We start from the raw sequence: 19276 nt of genomic DNA, 5'->3' as shown, positions 1-19276 counted from the left end.
CTACGCGTGCGGGCCCACCTCCACCTTCCCGATGACCAACTCCGCCGTCGCCTCCAGCACTTCGCCGACCCGTTCCACCCGCTCGCCCAACTCCCCTCTCTGCCGCGCCGTCAGTCCCCCCAGCTGGTCGAGCAGCTCCACCGTGACCGTCGTACGACGCCCCCGGCGCCGTTGATGCCAGACCCCGCCCACCACACCGTCGACCAGCAGCACAGGGAAGTTCCCGGCCTGGCCGCCCGCCAGTGCCCGTTCGTACGCCGCCCCCGGGAACAGCAGTTCGCGCGGCTGTGCGGCCACGGCGTACGCATCGAAGTACGGCAGCAACCGCACTCCCCGCACACCCCCTTCCCCCGGACCCGGGAACTCCGTGTCGCCCGCCACCACCCACGCCCGCGCGCCCTCGAACTCCACCTCCTCGATCTCCCCCGCCTCCGCCGACGAACCGAACAGCCGACCGGCCCAACCCCCCTGCACAGCCGCCCACTTGGCGAAGTGCGCCGGCGTCGCCGGTCCGTAGGCGCGCAGATAGTTCCGTACGAGGGAGGCGAGGGCCTCTGTCGGTGGGAGCGGGGTGAAGGCGGGCGGCCGGATGTACGTCACCTTGCGCCCCCGGTCCGGGCCGAAGCAGAGCGCGCCCGACTGGCCGGCCCGGTGCATGACCTGGCGCCAGCGCGGCCACATGCCCTGGAACGCGGGCATCACCGGCTCCCCGAACCACGGCCCCGTGCGGGCCACGACCGCCTCACTCAGCTCGTCGATCGTCAGACACGCGCCCTCGGCCAGCGTGTCCCCGATCGCCGCCACGACCTGGTCCGCCTGCTCCTCGCTCAGCCGCACGTCCGGCGGGAAGGGGCTCGTGCCGGTCGGGAGCGCGGTCAGCGCGGCTGTCCAGAGCGGGAGTTCGCGGGCCGGGAGGAGGTGGACGGTGCCTCGTGGGCCGTACGTCTTCACGAGTGTGCGTTTCTCCGGCCGGTCGTCCCAGAGCGCGGCCCGTACGTCGGACCGGGTCAGGCCCTCCGTCCGTACCCCCACCGACAGTTCGGCCGCCGACAGCACCTGCGCGTGTGCGCCCAGCATCGAGGCGGCGACGTCGGCCGGACTGACGGGACCGGCCCGGCCGACCGGAGTCCCCGCTTCCGTCGCAGGAGCAGAACTGGCGAGTAACTGCCGTTCGAGTCGTCGTGCGCTCGCCTCGGCCCAAGTGATCCTTCTGGTCCGCAAGGTCATGGGCCGACGCTAGGCCCGCACTAGGACAGCGGCTGTCCGCCGAGCCGCTGAATATTTCCGGCAATTCATAGCAGTACATGACTTATAGCCAGCAAACATCCGCATATCGAGCGGAGCCGTCCGAATATTGGCGAAATCTCGGCGACGAGCGAGCTGCCTCCCTCGCCTCATGCGAGGCATGTGTACGTATGCCCGAAAAGGTTTCACGAGGTTTCCACGTCGCTGCCGCTGTAGCCCGCTCCCTGGAGTCGGCGGCACGTGAATTCCGGCGAAGGTGATTCGCGCCAGCAAAACGGTGTGGGTGGTCAGTGGTCGTCCGGCGAGGTGTCGTCGGCCCGGATCGTGAGCCGTGTGCCCCGCCGTACCCCCCACCGCTCCAGCGCCCCGGCCTCTGCCTCCAGGACCGACCGTACCCAGGGGCGAGGGAGTCCAACTCGGCCCGGACGCATGGTCCTTACCGTCCGGACCCGCGCCTTTCGGTCCAGATAGGCGACGTCGATCGCGAACCGCATCCCGAACGTGTGCACCGAACTCGCCGGTGTCAGCAGGAGCGCGCCCTCGATCCCGTCCCGGCCGAGCAGCCCGCGCCGGCGTGCGCGTCCGGACTCGGCGAGCTCCAGCGGTACCGGTTCCGGTGTCTCTGTGGTGGTGAACGTGGCCATGGGTGCGAAGTTAGCGACGGCGTCAAGCGGGCGTTCGCGACCGGGGTCACCCCTGGGGGGAGCGTCTGGCAGGGAACCTCGCCGGCGGGCGTGCGGTACCCGAATGGCCCTGGGGTGGTCCCGGGTTCCGTCGTGGGGGTGAAACCCGTCAGATCCCTTTGGATCACTCTGAATCCCGCGTTGTTTCCTGGGAATCCGCTGTTTTCCGGCCATGATCAGGCCCTAAATGCGGGCTTCCGGGGCCATCCACGCGTTGCCGGGCGACTTCGGAGAGTAGTTGTGGCACGCCGATGTACGCGACATCACTCACGAAGGGTTATGGTGGAAACCCCCCCTCGGGCCGGTCCGTCTCCCCCCCACGGACCGGCCCGTTTTTTGTGCCCGGTCGGACCCCGCCGGAGCCAGCCGGATTCCGTCGCTCCCTCCGTCGCCTCCGCGCCCTCCCCGCACTCTCTCCGTCCCCTCGTTCCCCTCGTTCCCTCTCCGCTCTCTGCGTGCTTCTTCCGTGCTCCCTCCCGCCCATTTCCCCGAGGCACAGGGCCCCCTGTTCCCCCGCGCGCAAGACCGGCCGCCCCGCAGCGGTAGGCTTCGCCCCTGGGGATCGCCACCCCCGGGGACCACCAAACGGGCAGAGATCGCGCCAGGGATCGCAGGGACTGCGCCCGGCTGCGCCTGTCCGATCCGTACGGAGGGGCTGACAAACCGTGAACCTGCGCGACAACCTGCGCCGACTGCTGGTCAGGGTCTACACACGCAGGGTGGAGGGCCACCTCGACCACGACCAGGTGCCCAAGCACATCGGTGTCATCGTGGACGGCAACCGGCGCTGGGCGAAGGCGGCGGGCTCCACCACCGCCCAGGGGCACCGGGCCGGCGCGGACAAGATCGAGGAGTTCCTCGGCTGGTGCTCCGAGACCGATGTCGAGGTCGTCACCCTCTGGCTCCTCTCCACGGACAACGTCACCCGTCCGCCGGAGGAGCTCGCACCGCTCCTCGAGATCATCGAGAACGTCGTGACCTCCCTTGCCGCCGACGGCCGTTGGCGCGTCCACCACGTCGGCAACCTCGATCTGCTCCCCGGTCAGCTCCGGACCCAGCTCAAGGAGGCCGAGGAGGCCACCGCGCATGTGACGGGCGGAATACTCGTCAACGTGGCCATCGGTTACGGAGGCCGGCAGGAGATCGCCGACGCCGTGCGCTCGATGATGCTCGACGCCCACGACAAGGGCGCCTCGCTGGAGGAACTCGCCGAGAGCGTCGACATCGACATGATCGGCAAGCACCTCTACACCAGTGACCAGCCCGACCCCGACCTCGTCATCCGCACGAGCGGCGAGCAGCGGCTGTCCGGGTTCATGCTCTGGCAGACGGCCCACTCGGAGTACTACTTCTGCGAGGTCTTCTGGCCGGCCTTCCGCAAGGTCGACTTCCTGCGCGCCCTGCGCGACTACGCGGCCCGCCACCGGCGTTTCGGCAGCTGAGGCAGCGCTCCGCTGGGTGGGTGGTTCGTTCGGCTGCGGGTTCGGTGGTGGCTGGTCGCGCAGTTCCCCGCGCCCCTGAGCGGGGCCCGGGGTGCGGAAGTAACAAGGAGTTCATCAGCGCGCCGCCCTGTGGTGTGGCATGGCGGCGCATGTTCGAGGGCATAAGCCAAGCAGGTCGACACCCGAACCACGGGTGTCGTATCTCAGCAGACGGCACGGGGCCGTCCGCCCGGGAGGCCCTTTGCACCAGCCCGACCGTGTGGTCACAGCACGGGCGAACAGGCGGAGGGCCGGTTCTCGGCCCGCGCAGCGCGGCCGTCGACCGGTCCAGATCTCCTTCGTCGCTCCCCGACCTCATCCGAGGGGGTACGTCCTTCCGTGGTGACCAGCACAAAGCGCCGTATGCCAGACCGGCGCACCTATGTTCTCGACACCAGCGTCCTGCTGGCCGATCCAGGCGCCCTGAACCGCTTCGACGAGCACGAAGTCGTGCTGCCGATCGTCGTGGTCACGGAGTTGGAGGCCAAGAGGCACCATCCCGAACTCGGCTACTTCGCCCGGCAGGCCTTGCGCATGCTGGACGAGTTCCGCGTCCGGTTCGGCCGTCTCGACGCCCCGATTCCGATCGGGGATCTCGGCGGGACCGTCCGTGTCGAGCTCAACCACTCGGACCCCAGCGTGCTGCCAAGCGGCTATCGCCTGGGGGACAACGACTCCCGCATCCTCGCGGTCGCCCGCAACCTCCAGGCCGAGGGATACGACGTCACCGTCGTGTCGAAGGACCTGCCGCTCAGGATCAAGGCCTCGTCCGTCGGTCTCCTCGCCGAGGAGTACCGCGCGGAGCTGGCCATCACGGGCTCCTCCGGCTGGACCGGAATGTCCGAACTGACCCTGCCCGGCGAACAGGTGGACCTCCTCTTCGAGGAAGGTCACGCCTACGTCCCCGAGGCCGCCGAAATGCCGGTGCACACCGGTCTGATGATCCAGTCGGAGCGAGGCAAGGCCCTGGGGCGCGTCACGGCCGAGGGCAACGTCCGTCTCGTACGCGGGGATCGCGAGGTGTTCGGTATCAAGGGGAGGAGCGCCGAACAGCGGATCGCGCTCGACATCCTTCTCGATCCGGACATCGGGATCGTGTCGATGGGCGGTCGGGCCGGCACCGGTAAATCAGCACTCGCGCTGTGCGCGGGGCTGGAGGCCGTGCTGGAACGGCGGCAGCACCAGAAGGTGATGGTCTTCCGGCCGCTGTACGCCGTGGGCGGGCAGGAGCTCGGCTATCTGCCGGGTTCCGAGTCCGAGAAGATGGGCCCCTGGGCGCAGGCGGTCTTCGACACGCTGTCCGCGGTCACCAGCCGCGAGGTCATCGAGGAGATCACCGCACGCGGAATGCTCGAAGTCCTTCCGCTCACCCACATCCGCGGCCGTTCACTGCACGACGCGTTCGTGATCGTGGACGAGGCACAGTCGCTGGAGCGGAACGTCCTGCTCACGGTGCTGTCCCGCATCGGCTCCAACTCACGGGTGGTTCTCACCCATGACGTGGCACAACGGGACAATCTGCGGGTCGGGCGGTACGACGGTGTCGTCGCCGTCGTCGAGAAGCTGAAGGGGCATCCGCTCTTCGCGCACGTCACGCTCACCCGGTCCGAGCGGTCTCAGATCGCGGCCCTGGTGACCGAAATGCTGGAGGACGGCCAGATCTGACCCAAAGGGTCCGAATCACCTGACAGTTGGCGCCGTCCGGCAAAAGGCGAAGAGCCTAGCCGGGCGGCGCTTCCGCGTCTGCGCTTTCCTCAAATCACCTGGGACAAACGAGGTGTGAGCTTTCACACTCAGCACAGAATTGCCACCCGGCGCCCGGGTGCGGCAGAGTCTCACTCCTGTCAGGCCCCGCATACGACACATCTGTGCCCCCAGCAGTACGGCACCACAGCAGCACCACCTTCAACTCCATACCTGCCGTCGTATGCCGCCCGTGTACCACGCGGCGCTCCCCGCAAGGGAGTTGCCCACCGGGCCCGTGCCTCCCGTGACCCCGCAGTTGGGAGGCCAGTGACCGGGGGCAAGATTGCGTCCGCCAAGGTCACCGAAGCGGGCGATGCTGGAAGGAAACCGTGTGAGCCGGATTTCGGTCCGGGGACTCGCAGTGGCCTCGGCCACCGCGGTCACCGCTGTCGGCGCTTTTACCGGTGCGGCCTCGGGCAACACCGCCGGGACCCCGAACGATGCCGAGGCACTGGCAGGCGATGCCACGCTGCTCACGGACATACCCGTGGGCTCCCAGGCCCAGGTCCAGACCGCGTCCCTGACGCAGCAGGCCGATGTCCAGGCCATCGCCGCCGACGCCACTGCCAAGAAGGACGCCGAAGAGACCGCCCGTAAGCAGGCGGCCAAGGACGCGGTAGCCAAGCAGAAGGCCGCGGAGAAGGCCGAAGAGGAAGCCAAGGCGCGCAAGGAAGCGGAAGAGGCGGCCAGCCGCGCCGCGACCCGCGACCCGTCCAGCTTCCCCATCCAGAACTCGTACTCCGCCGCGGAGATCCAGGAGATGGCGCGCCAGATCGTCCCGGCGGACCAGTTCCAGTGCTTCAGCGACATCGTGGACCACGAGTCCGACTGGGACTACACGGCGGACAATCCCACCTCCGACGCGTACGGCCTCATGCAGGCGCTCCCGGGTTCCAAGATGTCCTCGGCCGGCGCCGACTGGATGACGAACCCGGCCACCCAGATCAAGTGGGGCCTGAGCTACATGAACGACCGCTACGGCAGTCCGTGCGAGAGCTGGGACTTCTGGCAGGCCAACAACTACTACTGAGCCGGTCGCGCTGCTCAGTCGCTCAACCTTTCCGAGCCCCTCACCGTCCTTCGGTGAGGGGCTTCGGCCATGTACGGTCGGACGCGGACTGCTGCTCCCGATGCTCCGGGCGAGAGCGGTGGGCAGAGGGAGAGACGGGGGACGAGGGCGGATCATGTCGCGAGTGCCGAATTGGCTCGGCCGGGTCGGGGTCCGACTGACCCAGGTGGGTGAGCGGTTGGACCGACGCCGCGCCGAGGTGGAGAAGGAGCACACGGACGGCGCGCCCGTGGACCACAGACCCGCCGCGCCGCCGCCGGACACCTCCTCGCCCCCGCCCGCACACGTACAGCCCGCCGCCGCACCCACCGTGGTCGCCGTCCGGCCCGAGCCCGCCTCCGTGGTTCCGTGGGGCGTACGGGTCGCGGCCGAGGCGAGCTGGCGGTTGCTGATCCTCGCGGGCGCCCTCTGGGTGCTGATGCGGGTCATCAGCGCCGTCCAACTCGTCGTCTTCGCCTTTGTGGTGGCGCTGCTCATCACCGCGCTGCTCCAGCCCACGGTCGCCCGCCTCACCCGGTGGGGCATGCCGCGCGGGATCGCGACCGCGCTCACCGCGATCCTCGGCTTCGTCGTGATGGGGCTGATCGGCTGGTTCGTGACCTGGCAGGTCATCGAGAACACCGACCAGCTCTCCGACCAGGTCCAGGACGGCATCGACGAGCTGCGCAACTGGCTGCTCAACAGCCCCTTCCACGTCACCGACAAACAGATCAACAAGATCGCCGAGAACCTGCGCGACGCGGTCGGCGCCAACACGGACGAGATCACGTCGGCCGGCCTGGAGGGCGTCACGGTCATCGTCGAGGCGCTGACCGGCATACTGCTGGCGGCCTTCTCGACGCTCTTCCTCCTCTACGACGGCAAGCGCATCTGGGAGTGGACGCTGAAGCTGGTCCCGGCGGACGCGCGGCCCGGTGTCGCCGGCGCGGGCCCGAGGGCGTGGCGCACGCTGACGGCGTATGTGCGCGGCACGGTGATAGTGGCGTTGATCGACGCCATCTTCATCGGCCTGGGCATCTACTTCCTGGACGTGCCGATGGCCGTCCCGCTGGCCGTCTTCATCTTCCTGTTCTCCTTCATCCCGCTGGTCGGCGCGGTCGCCTCGGGCGCCCTGGCGGTGGTGGTGGCGCTGGTGACCCAGGGCGTCTTCACGGCGGTGCTGGTGGTGGCGGTGGTACTGGCCGTCCAGCAGATCGAGGGGCACGTCCTCCAGCCGTTCATCCTGGGCCGGGCGGTCCGGGTCCATCCGCTGGCGGTGGTCCTGTCCGTGGCGGCGGGCGGCCTGGTGGCCGGAATCGGCGGCGCGGTGGTCGCCGTACCCCTGGTCGCCGTGACGAACACGGTCGTCGGCTACCTGCGCACGTACTCCCAGGCCCCCACCCAGGAAACAGCGTCCCTACGCCACTCACCCCAGCCACGAGGAGCGACGGCAGCAGAAATCGCCCTGACCAAGGACCAGCCCGAGCGCCCTTGAGGGGGCCGCAGGCCCCCTCAAGGGGCGCGGGGAACTGCGCGACAAGCCACAACGAACCGCAGGTTCTGCACGGCGCAGCCAACCCACCCACCTAAAAGGTCAGTTGAGCACCTTCAAAGCCGGCCCCAGAGCAATCAGCAGCGGAATCAATGGGGCCAGCCCGGCGGCCAGAAGTGCAGCCGCGCGATACGGCACGTCCAGACGCGGCGGAGGCGCCAGAAGCCGCTCGACCCGATCGCCCAGCTGCCCGCGGGTACACGCGCAGGACAACACGCCCCGGTGCCGGTTGAGTTCGATGAGGGCGACCGCGGTCGTCCGATGCCCGCAGCGCCGCGACGCGGTGTCGTCCGCGGCCAGTTCGACCAGGCGGTGCGTCTGGTCCCGGAAGTGCGCGAACACGGGCACACGCGGGAAGCCGGTGGCCAGCGCCTGCGAGAGGTGCAGCAGCCAGTCGTGGCGGGCGCGGGCGTGCCCGAGTTCATGGGCGAGTACGGCGTCCAGCTCATGGTCGGACAGTCGGCGCAACGCGCCCGTGGTGACGACGAGTTGGGGCGCCTGGCCGGGCAGCAGCCAGGCGTCGGGATACTCGTCCTCCAGGACCAGCAGCGGCCCCCGGGCGGCCGGGAAACCGGCGGGCAGGTCCGGCGCGCGCTCCCGCAGGTGTACGCGCCGCAGCCGGCGCCGCCTGCGTGCCTCGGCGAGTTCCCGGGCGAGCATGGCGACCGTCCAGGCCGCCCCGCTGGCCAGCAGCAGCGTCAGTACGGTGAGCCAGGGGGGCGCCGGCCCCAGTTCGTAGGCCGCCGTCACCGAGGGCGGCGCCGGCGCGAAGGCGTGGGCCCGTACGGTCCCGAAGGCGGCCGTCGTGCCCAGCAGCAGCGCGGCGAGGCAGCACACCAACACGGTGGCGACCAGGCACTGCCATACCCACAGCCCCAGCACGGGCTCCCGCTCGGGCCAGCCGGCCCGGGTCAGCACGCGCGGCAGGACGGCGGCGGCCGTCAGCGCGACGGCGGCCATCAGCACCAGGACGACGGTCATGCGGGTGGCTCCCTCGATCGATCTCAGTCGGAGAAACACGTCCTCGCGGCCGGTACGACGAAGGCGGCGACGAACGGAGTGAGGGTCCGCCCATTGTCGGACGTACCGCGTGCCGAGTCCAGTCGCGTACCCAGCCAAGGGGAGCTACTCGGCGAGGATCGCCTCCGCGTCCAGGGTCGTGCCGACGGCCTGGACGACCGCCGCGATCCTGAACGCCTCCTGGACGGTCTCCCGGTCGACGCCCGCCGCGCGCAGCACCTGTTCGTGCGCGTCCAGGCAGGCGCCGCAGCCGTTGACCGCCGACACGGCCACCGACCACAGCTCGACGTCGGTCCGCTCGACGCCCGGATCGGTGAGCGCGTTCGCCCGCAGGCCGGCGCGCAGCCGCCCGTACTCCGGGTCGGAGAGCAGATGGCGGGTGCGGTGGAAGACGTTGTTCATCGCCATGACGGCCGCGGTCGACCGGGCGGCCGTGTACGCCTGAGGCGAGAGGTGCGCCCTGGCCTCCGGACCCAGTTCGCGCAGCACGCGCGGTGAGCGGGACGCGATCGCGCAGACCAGCACCGTGCCCCAGAGCTGCTGCCGGGTGAGCCCGGAGTCGTCGACGACCGACTCCAGGTTGCGACGCAGGTCGGTCGCGAAGTCCGGCAGCGCGGACTTCAGTTCCGCGAGGCCCATGCTCACTCACCGCCGTCGATCAGCAGAATCGCGACTCACTGTCGCATTGATCAGTGAAAGCTATCAGTCATGCACGGGTGTTGGATGACTAAAAAGGTGTCTGTTCGTTCAAATGAGCGTCGAACAAAGACCGTTGAGCGGCGAGAGATCTCAACTTCCGTCAGGTGACAAGAACCCGGCCTGAATATGCTGCCGGACTGATACACATACCCCCTCGGTGCTACGCGTCAGGCGTATGTACGAATGCCAGGGCGAAATGCCCGGGCGAACGGCAAGGGGAGTGATGTCGGCCATCCGCGATTCCATTTCGGCGTCCGACTCCGAAGCCGTCGCCGATTTCCTCGGCCGGATCGGCTACGACCTGCTGTTGCATGCCCTGGCCGACTGCGGGCGCGAGGAGTTCACCGGGGCGCTGCGCGTGGCCGGCAGCCCCGGCGGGACCTTTCATCTCCGGCGCGGTCTGGTCGTCGCCGTCGAGAGCCCGGGCGCCCCGGGGCCGGAGGCCCTTCTGTTGCGCTCCCGCCGGATCAGCGGCGAGGAGTGGGCCGAGCTGGTGCGTGCGGCCGGGGGAGTGCGCTGGCCGGGCGCGGAGCTGACGACCCACGGGTACGCGGGCACCGCCCAGCTGCGGGTCGTCTGCATGATGGCGTTACGGGACGCCGTCTTCGCGGTCGTCGCGGGCCGGGTGGACGCCTGCGAACGCGACCTCGGGGCCGAGCCGTTGGCCCCCGTCCCGGTGGGCGAGGCGCCGATCCGCCTGCTCCAGGACACCAACCGCAAACTGGCAGCCCTCGGCGCCCTGCCCCACCCGGTCCGCCCCAACCGCGAGCGCCCGCGCCCGAGTTCGGCACCAGAACCGGTGGACGAGGGTCGACTCACCCCCGTACAGCGGGAGTTGCTCGCCCAGGCCGACGGCCGCCGGACCGCCCGCGACCTCGCCTTCCGTACCGGCCGGGGCGTGTACACGGTGACGGTCGAGCTGGCGCGGATGCTCGGCGCCGGGCTCCTGGAGTGCGCCGAGGGGGGCGCGCCCATCCCGGTCGTACGGGTGCCGGAGGAGGGCCTGCGGCAGCGCAGGCCGCCCCAGCCGCCGCAACCGGTACCGAGGGACCCCGCTCCCACGCTGCCCCGCCGCATGCCCGGCGCCAGTGGCATCACCGAATCTCTCGCCCCGGAAAAGCGCGGGACGAGCTGGAAAGGGTTCTTCCGCATGCGGAACGGAACCGCCAAATAATCCCGACGCAATACCTCGCAAAAAGCTCGCAGCATATATAGCAACGCTCATAGGGGAGTTGAATACATGGACCACAAAGCGCTGGCCATGGAAATGCGCGACCTGCGTGAACAGGTCGACGGAATCACCGATACGGCGGTCGCCGCCACCGACGGACTGCTGATAGCGGCGGACACCGCCGAGTCGATCGACCCCGAGGGCCTCGCCGCCCTCGCCGCCGCCGGACTCGGCCTCGCCCGCCGGGCCGCCGAGGCGACGGGCCGGGGCACCCTGCGCCAGACGGTCACCTACGGCAGCCAGGGCTGCGCCGCGTTCTACGCCGTCGGGGACACCGCGCTGATGGTCGTACTCGGCGACGAGGGCGTCGACCTCGACCGGCTGCACCGCGCGACCCAGCCGGCCCTGCGCCGCATCGGCTCGATCCTCACCGCGACGGACACCGCCGGCGCGACCGAAGGAGTGTGAACGAAAGGATGGCGACGAAACGCATGACCACAGGTTTCTCCGACCAGGTCATGAGCCTGGTCAAGGCGCTCCGCACCGATGCCCCCGACTGCGTCGCGTCGGGCGTGGTCGACATGGCCACCGGGATGCTGCTCTCGTACGAGACCATCGACAACCATCCGCCCGAGGTGCTCGACCTGCTGGCGGGCGCGACCCTCGACCTGTTCCAGGGCCGTACGGTCGTGATGATCGAGGACGTCTTCAAGGAGCGGCGGGGCACCCAGAGCGACAACCACTTCTTCCAGGAGATCCTCGTCAACAGCGAGAACCTCACTCACCTGTTCGTCCGGCTGACCGAACAGCAGGACGTCGTCGCGGTGGTCGTCTGCCGCAAGTCGGTCAACGTCGGCATGCTCTTCGCCCAGGTACGGCGGGTGGTCAAGGAGTACACGCTCTGAGGGAGCCGAGGGGAGCCGAGGGGAAGTGAGCGGGACGCCGACGGGCCCCTCCCCAGGACCGAAGTCCGGGGGAGGGGCCCGGCGGCGCGGGATTCACTCCGTACGCAGGCCGTCCGGCCGCAGCAGCCGCAGCAGCGGCGGCAGACTCAGCACCGTCACCAGGAGCACGACTCCCGCACCGATGCCGGTCATCGACAGGAGCGCGACCCAGTCGATGTGGACCGACGTGCGCGTCATCTTCAGCAGGACCACACCCAGGGTCAGCCCCACCACCGACGACAGCAGCAGCCCCAGGCCGACGGGGATCGCCGTCTGCCACAGCACCGACAGGCTCAGCGTGCGGCGCCGGGTGCCGAAGGCGACCAGCGACGACAGCAGCTTCCTGCGCTCGCGGAGCTGCTCCAGCTGGGAGACCAGCAGACTCGCGCCGATCAGCACCAGGACGCAGGTGGCGCCGATGAACAGCCCGGTGCGGATCGAGCCGAACCGTTCGGAGCGGTTGGTCGACGTCCAGGTGGCGGGTTCCGTGAAGCGGTCGATCCGCGCCGTCGTGTTGCGGACCAGGTCGCGGGCGTCCGCCACCGCGGGGTCGAGGCCGACGAGGATCCGCCCGGAGGCCTGCGCCACGACCTCCTCGGGCAGAGCGCCCGGCGTGGCCAGGACGCCGCCGCGCACGACCCCGGACGGGTCCTCCATCGCGACGCCCTGCTTGACGCCCGTCGGCACCGTCCAGGCGACCGACGCCTTCTCGGCCCCGGTGTAGGACGGGTTGAGGTACACCGTGCGGCCCGGCTTGACCACTTGGGGTGTGTCCAGGTCGTACTCGGCGCCCCGCACGGTGAAGGAGTCGCCGTCGCGGCACGAGGGGAGCCGGGCCACGTCACGCAGCGCCGTACAGTCCCCGATGGTCAACTCGATGTACGTTTCGGAGTCCTTGGCCTTCTCGCCCACCGAACCGATGGCCAGCACGGTGACCTTCCGGACCCCCTCGGTCTCGGCGAGCTGTTGGCCGGCTGCCGAGAGCGAGACGCCGTCCGGCGGCGCGATCTCCATCTGGGCCAGTGAGAGGTCCTTGTCCGACGGGGTGACGTAGCCGCCGGAGACACCCGAGAACAGCATCTGCAGCGCGATCGCCCCGGCCACCGCCACCGCGATGCCGTTCACCGTGCGGGCCGCCGTACCGCTGCTCAACTGGAGCCGCCGGACGGCCAGTTGCCAGGAGAGCCCGCCGGAGCCGAGCCGGGCGACCACGGCCTCGATGACCCAGGGAAGGAGCGCGGTCACCCCGATGAGCAGGAGCATGACACCGGCGATGACGAGGAAGTCGTTGAACTGCCCGCCGGCGCGGCCCTGTCCGATCATGGGGGAGAGCGCCGCGATCCCGGCCAGCGGCACCAGCAGCCGCCACCACAGCCGGCGCCGCGGGGGCCGTGCCGTACGCACCACGCCGAGCGGCTCGATCACCACACCGCGCAGGGCGAACAGGGTGACCAGCACCGCGGCCAGCGGCACCGCGACCCCGACCAGGGCGGCCAGCGCGGGCGACGGGTCCAGATAGCTCGGGAACACGCTGATGTCGAGGATCTCGACGGAGCCCGCGGCCTGACGCCCGATCAGGAAGAACACGGCACCGAAGACGAGCCCGACCGCGGCGCCCGCGAACGCCTCGCCGGCGGCGATCCGCCGGGTCATCCGGCCGTCGGCCCCGACCAGCCGCAGCGCTGCCAGCCGCCGGTCACGCCGTTCACCGCCGAACCGTACGGCCGTGGCGATGAAGACACCGACCGGCATCAGCAGCACCACGAAGACGACGAGAGTGAGGAGGAGCAGAACCGGGTCCATCGCCTCGGTCGTCTGCTGCAGATCCCCGAACCGGTCGATCCGCGTCACCACACCCTGGCTGAGGTGTTCCGAGAGATCGTCGGCCCCCCGGTAGAAGGAGAGTTCGGCCGGTCCGACGAGCCCGGACTCGGCGATGGTGCCGACGATCCGGTCCGGCAGCCGCTCCCGCAGCAGCTTGCCGTCGCCGGACTTCAGCAGCCGTTCGAGAGCGGGGGAGACGACCATCTCCCCGGCCGCGGGGAACCGGTCGATCCCCGGCGGTATGGGCGCCCGTGCCCCCTCGGGCTCCAGCTCGCGCCCGCGTATGTCGTCCGAGCGGAAGGTCGTGTCGACGCTCGCGACGATCAGCGTGTTGTCGGCCTTCGGTATCTGCTTGTCGACGTACATGACGTGCGTACGGGCGCTCTCGCGCTCCCCCCGGACCGACATCGCGGTCGGGATGGCGGTCGTCAGCAGCAGCAGCGCCACCCCGAGCCCGACCCCGACGGCGGTCAGCAGGACCCGCCCCCAGCCCTCGCGCCCGCCCGTGAAGGCGAACCGGACCCCCATGCCCAGGTCCCGTATCCTCCCCCACGCTCGGCTTCGCTCGCGCGGGAGGTGCCCCCTCCGCACGCTCATACGACGCGCTCCATGTCCCGCGACTTCCCGTCCCGTACGACGATCTCGCGGTCCGAGTAGGCGGCCACCCGTGCCTCGTGCGTGACGAGTACGACGGCCGCGTTGGTCGACCGGGCGGCCTCGGTGAGCAGCTCCATCACGCGCTCGCCGTTGAGCGAGTCGAGGGCGCCGGTGGGCTCGTCGGCGAACAGCACCCGGGGACCGGTGACCAACGCCCGTGCGACGGCGACTCGTTGCCCCTGCCCGCCCGACACCTCGCCGGGCCGCTTGCCCTTGAGGTCGTCGACCTCCAGCCGTTCCATCCAGGACAGCGCGGTCCGCTCGGCCTCCTTGCGGGAGGTCCCGTTGAGACGGAGCGGAAGCGCCACGTTCTCGACGCAGGTGAGCTCCGGCACGAGCTGCCCGAACTGGAACACGAACCCGAACTCGGAGCGCCGCAGCTGACTGCGCTGCGCGTCGCTCATCCCGGCCATCTCGCGCCCGTTGTACGTGATGGACCCCGAGTCGGGCGGCACGATCCCGGCGAGACAGTGCAGCAGCGTCGACTTGCCGGACCCGGACGGGCCCATCACCGCGACGACCTCGCCGGGGTGGATCGAGAACTCGGCGCCGTCGAGCGCCTTGGTCGGACCGTAGGCCTTGCGCAACTCGCTCGCGACGAGCAGGGAGCCGGGAGGAGGGGTGAGGGAAGGGCTCATCGCGGCGCCACCACCAGGGCGAGCTTGTCGAGACGCGCGGCGGTGAGCTCCAGCCAGCGCAGATCGGCTTCGAGGTGGAACAGGGCGTGGTCGCAGATCAACTGGTCGGCGAGGTCGCCCTTGCGCTTGCGGTCGGTCAGGATGCGCATCCCCCGCAGGTGCTCCGAGCGCTGCGTGTCGAGGATGTCACCGGCGTTCCGGTGCGTGAGCAGCGCGAGGACGACCTTCGTGTAGAGGGTCGACTGGAGATACGGCTCGGGCTTCTCCGGCGTGGCGAGCCACCGCTGTACGTCGGTGACCCCGGCGTCGGTGATCGCGTACCTCTTCCGCTCGGGACCGTCGCCGGCCTCGATCCCGTCGACCTCGACGAGGCCGTTCTTCAGCAGGCGGGACATCGTCGAGTAGACCTGCCCGTAGTGCAGCGGGCGATCGTGACCGAACTTCTCGTCGAAGGCCCGCTTCAGGTCGTAACCGTGCCGGGGGCCGGACTCCAGGAGTCCCAGAAGTGTGTGACCGATGGACATGCCGAGGACTATACACAGCAGGTATACGTGGTGTGTATACCTGCTGTGTATAGACCAGGGATGGATCAGGGATGGATCAGCAGAAGGCTCATTCAGCCCGTCGGGGGTCCGGGAGTGGAGCCCCCGGGGGGCCGCCCGCGGCGCGGGATGGGCCCCGCCTCCCCGGGCAACCGCCCCGCCTCGCCCAGCGCCCGCCGCAGCACGAACTCGATCTGCGCGTTGGCCGAGCGCAGCTCGTCCCCCGCCCAGCGGGCCAGTGCCTCGTAGACGGCGGGGTCCAGCCGCAGCAGCACCTGCTTGCGCTGCTGCTGCGGCCGGCGCTCGGGGTGTTCGGCGCCCGAACCTTCGGAGGGAGTGCTCACTGGTAGAGGGACCCGGTGTTGATGACCGGCTGCGCAGCGCGGTCGCCGCACAGTACGACCAACAGGTTCGACACCATCGCCGCCTTCCGTTCGGAGTCCAGTTCCACGATGTCCTGCTCGGTGAGTCGGGTGAGCGCGGCCTCGACCATCCCGACCGCGCCGTCCACGATCAGCCGCCGCGCCGCGACGACCGCTCCCGCCTGCTGCCGCTGGAGCATGGCCGAGGCGATCTCGGGAGCGTACGCGAGGTGGGTGAACCGGGACTCGATGATGTGGACGCCGGCGGCCGCCACGCGCGCGTGCAGTTCGACGGCCAGCTTCTCGGTGATCTCCTCGGCGTTGCCGCGCAGCGAGAGCCCGCCCTCGTCATGGGCGTCGTACGGGTACTCGATGGCGATGTGCCGGACGGCCGCCTCGGTCTGGGTGGCGACGAACTCCAGGTAGTTGTCCACCTCGAACGTCGCCTGCGCGGTGTCCTGGACCTTCCACACCACGACCGCGGCGAGCTCGATCGGGTTGCCGTAGGCGTCGTTGACCTTGAGGACCGCGGTCTCGTGGTTGCGTACCCGGGTCGAGATCTTGGTGCGTGAGGTGAGCGGGTTCACCCAGCGCAGGCCGTCCTGCCGGATCGTCCCCCGGTACCGCCCGAAGAGCTGGACCACCCGGGCCTCGCCCGGCGCCACCATGTTCAGCCCGCACATGGCGATGAAGGAGAAGAGCCCGATCAGGATGCCGGGGACGATCAGCGCGGCCTTGGCTCCGCCGCCGGTGACGGCCGTCGCGCCGACGATCATGCCGACGCCGAGCGCGAGTCCGACCAGCCCCAGCAGCAGGGCGAGTCCGCCCCCGATGCTGTGGGCCGGGACCTCCCGCACCTGTGGTTCGGGCATCGCGGGCAGGTCGGCGCCGGGATCGGCGGTCTGAGCGGACTTGTCCTTGGTCATGGACGGTTCCCCCGTTTCGTGATGGTCGTGCTCTGTGGCTGTCGTTCCGGAGTCTAGCAGTGTGCTTACTAAGTGATATCACTTTATCTCGCCCGACAACCTTCCGCGGCTCCCAGTAGTCGGTTCCTAGTGGGACGGGTGCTGATTGTCACGTCCGTAAAACATGGGATCGGAAGCTCGTCGTCATATCTGCCGGTGTTAGTTTTCTGAGCTGGCCCGAGCCACGAACCTGTGTGACGCACGAGACGGAACGCAAGACGGAACGCACGACGGATCGCCAGAAGGAAGCGGAGCGGAGCAATCCATGGGACGAGCGGAAGAGAGACGAGCGCGGCAGCATCGCGGTGGCCGCCGCGCGGCGCCCAAGCGCTCGTCCAGAAGTGCGGCGACCGGGACGACGGAAACGGCCGGCAGGAGCGCCAGGGGTACCAAGGGTGGCAAGGACGGTAAGAGTTTCCTACGCCGCCTCTTCACCTGGAAGAAGATCCTCGGCACCGTCTTCGGTCTGGCCCTGCTCGGCATGGGTGCCTTCGTCGTGCTCTACCTGACGATCGACGTGCCCGCTGCGGGCAACGACGCCGCGAAGCTCCAGAGCAACATCTACAAGTACAGCGACGGCACCGTCCTCGCCCGCACCGGCACGGTGAACCGCGAGATCGTGGACCTGGCCGACGTACCCAAGAAGGTCCAGCAGACCTTCGTCGCCGCCGAGAACAAGTCCTTCTACAAGGACTCCGGTGTCGACCTCAAGGGCACTACCCGCGGTCTGATCAACACGCTGTCCGGCAAGGGCAAGCAGGGTGGTTCGACGATCACCCAGCAGTACGTCAAGAACTACTACCTGACGCAGGACCAGACCGTCACGCGCAAGCTGAAGGAACTGGTCATCTCGCTGAAGGTGGACCGCGAGAGGTCCAAGGACTTCATCCTCGCCGGCTACCTCAACACCAACTACTACGGCCGTGACTCGTACGGCGTGCAGGCCGCCGCGCAGGCCTACTACCGCGTCGACGCCAAGAGGCTCAGCGTCGAGCAGGGCGCGTACCTCGCCGCACTGCTCCAGGCGCCGAGCCAGTACGACTGGGCGGTCGCGTCCCCGACCAGCAAGAAGCTCGTGACCGCCCGCTGGAACTACGTACTCGACAACATGGTCGAGGAGGGCTGGCTCGACCAGACCGCCCGCGCCGCGATGAAGTTCCCGGTGCCGAAGGACCCGAAGGGCGCCCCGGGTCTTGAGGGCCAGACCGGCTATCTCGTCGACGCCGCCAAGAAGGAACTGGCCAAGCAGCTCGAAGCGCAGGGCACGGCCAGCGACGCCGAGGACGCCACCGCGCAGGTCGACGCGGGCGGCTGGACGATCACGCTCAACATCGACCGGAAGAAGCAGGCGGCGCTGGAGCAGGCCGCCAAGAGCGAGCTGACCAGCAAACTCGACGCGAAGAAGCGCAAGGTCGACGGCTACGTCCAGGCCGGTGCCGCGTCCGTCGACCCGAAGACGGGACGGGTGCTCGCGCTGTACGGCGGGACCAACTTCTTCGACCACTACGTCAGCAACGCGACCCGGCGCGACTACCAGCCCGCGTCCACCTTCAAGCCGATCATCCTCGCGGCGGCCATGGAGCAGGAGGCCCGGACGCAGGACGGCGATCTGATCACGCCGGACACGATCTACGACGGCACGAGCGGCCGGCAGGTCCTGGACGACGGCAAGAAGGTCGGCTTCGCCCCGCCGAACGAGGACAAAGAGGACTACGGCGACGTCACCGTCCAGACCGCGATGAACAAGTCGATCAACTCGGTGTTCGCGCAGATGGGCGTCGACGTCGGGATGACCGAGGTCATGAAGGTCGCGGACGAACTCGGCCTGGACACCACCGGGTTGCAGGCGGTGCCCGCGCAGACCCTCGGCACGATGGGCGCGAGCCCGCTGGAGATGGCCGGCGTCTACGCCACCCTCGACAACCACGGCCGCAAGGTCACCCCGGCCGTCGTGAAGTCCGCCGAACACAAGGACGTCACGGCCGACTTCCCCTCCCCGCTCGGCAAGCAGATCATCACCCGCGAGGCCGCCGACGCCGTCACCTCGGTGCTGACCGGCGTGGTCGACGACGGTACGGCCCGGGTCTCGGTGGCCCAGGCGAAGAACCGCAAGGGCCAGCAGGTGGCCGGCAAGACGGGTACGTCCGACGAGAACAAGTCGGCCTGGTTCACCGGCTACACGCCGGGTCTGGTCACCTCGGTCGGTCTGTTCGGCGAGAACACGAAGGCCAACAAGCAGGTCAGCCTGAAGGGCGCCACGGGTCTCATCCCCGCGGGCGGCGGCCGGATCAACGGCGGCGGCTACCCGGCGAAGATCTGGGCGACGTACACGTTCGGCGCGATGGGCAAGGTGACCAAGTTCGACCTGGACACCACGCTGGGCGCCGGTGTGAAGCCGACACCGACCCCCACGCCGACGCTCATCGAGACGCCGTCCGCGACGCCGACGCCGACGCCCACCAAGAGCCCGACGCCGACACTGTCCCCGACCCCGACGCCGACACTGTCTCCGACGCCGACGCCGACGCCGACCCCGACCCCGACGCCGACCCCGACGTTCAGCCCGCCGGCGACCCCGACGAGCGGGGACGGCGACATCACCCCGGAGCCGCCCGTACCGGACGACGACCAGTAGCCGCGTACGAACGAGAGGGGCGCCCCGCAGACCGCGGGGCGCCCCTCTCACACGTACGGGATCA

At 69.6% G+C, this 19276-nt stretch carries 17 protein-coding genes; 8 read left to right on the top strand and 9 right to left on the bottom strand.

Going from position 1 to position 19276, the window contains the following annotated elements; translation table 11 throughout:
• The gene (locus tag ACH4TV_RS10500) at positions 1-1227 is read right to left on the bottom strand and encodes a winged helix DNA-binding domain-containing protein (RefSeq protein ID WP_398396309.1); all 1227 of its coding nucleotides are present in this window, start codon (positions 1225-1227) and stop codon (positions 1-3) included.
• Positions 1228-1532: 305 nt separating this feature from the next.
• Complete coding sequence (locus tag ACH4TV_RS10495) at positions 1533-1889, bottom strand: DUF192 domain-containing protein (protein WP_398396307.1); 357 nt, start codon at positions 1887-1889, stop codon at positions 1533-1535.
• Positions 1890-2593: 704 nt separating this feature from the next.
• On the opposite strand from ACH4TV_RS10495, the gene ACH4TV_RS10490 reads away from it, so the two are divergent.
• The 4 genes from ACH4TV_RS10490 (at position 2594) to ACH4TV_RS10475 (ending at position 7698) form a co-directional block, all read left to right on the top strand.
• The gene (locus tag ACH4TV_RS10490) at positions 2594-3370 is read left to right on the top strand and encodes an isoprenyl transferase (protein ID WP_398396305.1); all 777 of its coding nucleotides are present in this window, start codon (positions 2594-2596) and stop codon (positions 3368-3370) included.
• A 378-nt stretch (positions 3371-3748) separates the two neighbouring features.
• Positions 3749-5074: a PhoH family protein gene (locus tag ACH4TV_RS10485; RefSeq protein ID WP_398396303.1), complete on the top strand. Its 1326-nt coding sequence runs from the start codon at positions 3749-3751 to the stop codon at positions 5072-5074.
• Positions 5075-5468: 394 nt separating this feature from the next.
• Complete coding sequence (locus tag ACH4TV_RS10480; RefSeq protein WP_398396301.1) at positions 5469-6185, top strand: transglycosylase SLT domain-containing protein; 717 nt, start codon at positions 5469-5471, stop codon at positions 6183-6185.
• A gap of 154 nt (positions 6186-6339) precedes the next feature.
• The gene (locus tag ACH4TV_RS10475; RefSeq protein WP_398396299.1) at positions 6340-7698 is read left to right on the top strand and encodes an AI-2E family transporter; all 1359 of its coding nucleotides are present in this window, start codon (positions 6340-6342) and stop codon (positions 7696-7698) included.
• Positions 7699-7797: 99 nt separating this feature from the next.
• Here the strand turns inward: ACH4TV_RS10475 and ACH4TV_RS10470 are convergent, their stop codons facing one another.
• The gene (locus tag ACH4TV_RS10470; RefSeq protein WP_398396297.1) at positions 7798-8736 is read right to left on the bottom strand and encodes a M56 family metallopeptidase; all 939 of its coding nucleotides are present in this window, start codon (positions 8734-8736) and stop codon (positions 7798-7800) included.
• A 144-nt stretch (positions 8737-8880) separates the two neighbouring features.
• A complete protein-coding gene (locus ACH4TV_RS10465) occupies positions 8881-9414 on the bottom strand; it encodes a carboxymuconolactone decarboxylase family protein (protein ID WP_398396295.1) in 534 nt (177 codons plus the stop codon).
• 283 nt (positions 9415-9697) lie between these two features.
• Here ACH4TV_RS10465 and ACH4TV_RS10460 point away from each other — a divergent pair, with 283 nt between their 5' ends.
• The 3 genes from ACH4TV_RS10460 to ACH4TV_RS10450 all read left to right on the top strand — a co-directional run bounded on the left by ACH4TV_RS10460 (position 9698) and on the right by ACH4TV_RS10450 (position 11550).
• Positions 9698-10648, top strand: a complete 951-nt coding sequence (locus ACH4TV_RS10460; protein ID WP_398396293.1) for a MarR family transcriptional regulator — start codon at positions 9698-9700, stop codon at positions 10646-10648.
• 66 nt (positions 10649-10714) lie between these two features.
• Complete coding sequence (locus ACH4TV_RS10455; protein WP_398396291.1) at positions 10715-11113, top strand: roadblock/LC7 domain-containing protein; 399 nt, start codon at positions 10715-10717, stop codon at positions 11111-11113.
• An 8-nt stretch (positions 11114-11121) separates the two neighbouring features.
• Entirely contained in the window at positions 11122-11550 is a 429-nt protein-coding gene (locus ACH4TV_RS10450; protein ID WP_398396289.1) for a hypothetical protein, read from the top strand.
• A 93-nt stretch (positions 11551-11643) separates the two neighbouring features.
• Here ACH4TV_RS10450 and ACH4TV_RS10445 read toward each other — a convergent pair whose 3' ends face one another.
• The 5 genes from ACH4TV_RS10445 to ACH4TV_RS10425 form a co-directional block, all read right to left on the bottom strand.
• The gene (locus ACH4TV_RS10445; RefSeq protein ID WP_398396287.1) at positions 11644-13941 is read right to left on the bottom strand and encodes an FtsX-like permease family protein; all 2298 of its coding nucleotides are present in this window, start codon (positions 13939-13941) and stop codon (positions 11644-11646) included.
• A gap of 65 nt (positions 13942-14006) precedes the next feature.
• Positions 14007-14708 (bottom strand): ABC transporter ATP-binding protein, encoded by a 702-nt coding sequence (locus tag ACH4TV_RS10440; RefSeq protein ID WP_398396285.1) that lies wholly within the window; start codon positions 14706-14708, stop codon positions 14007-14009.
• On the bottom strand, positions 14705-15232 hold the full coding sequence (locus ACH4TV_RS10435) for a PadR family transcriptional regulator (protein ID WP_398396283.1): 528 nt from the start codon (positions 15230-15232) through the stop codon (positions 14705-14707). The genes ACH4TV_RS10440 and ACH4TV_RS10435 overlap by 4 nt, the downstream gene beginning before the upstream one ends.
• A 92-nt stretch (positions 15233-15324) precedes the next feature.
• Complete coding sequence (locus ACH4TV_RS10430; RefSeq protein WP_398396281.1) at positions 15325-15594, bottom strand: hypothetical protein; 270 nt, start codon at positions 15592-15594, stop codon at positions 15325-15327.
• Positions 15591-16538 (bottom strand): SPFH domain-containing protein, encoded by a 948-nt coding sequence (locus tag ACH4TV_RS10425; RefSeq protein WP_398396279.1) that lies wholly within the window; start codon positions 16536-16538, stop codon positions 15591-15593. Before ACH4TV_RS10425 ends, ACH4TV_RS10430 begins: the two co-directional genes overlap by 4 nt.
• 304 nt (positions 16539-16842) lie before the next feature.
• Between ACH4TV_RS10425 and ACH4TV_RS10420 the strand changes: the two genes are divergently transcribed.
• Complete coding sequence (locus tag ACH4TV_RS10420) at positions 16843-19212, top strand: transglycosylase domain-containing protein (RefSeq protein WP_398396277.1); 2370 nt, start codon at positions 16843-16845, stop codon at positions 19210-19212.
• Positions 19213-19276: the final 64 nt, after the last annotated feature.

Origin of the sequence: Streptomyces sp. NPDC020898 (genome assembly GCF_044333925.1) — a bacterium.
Lineage (GTDB): Bacteria > Actinomycetota > Actinomycetes > Streptomycetales > Streptomycetaceae > Streptomyces.
The sequence above is the reverse complement of the archived record's forward strand: the minus strand, read 5'-3'. Positions and strand labels throughout refer to the sequence as shown.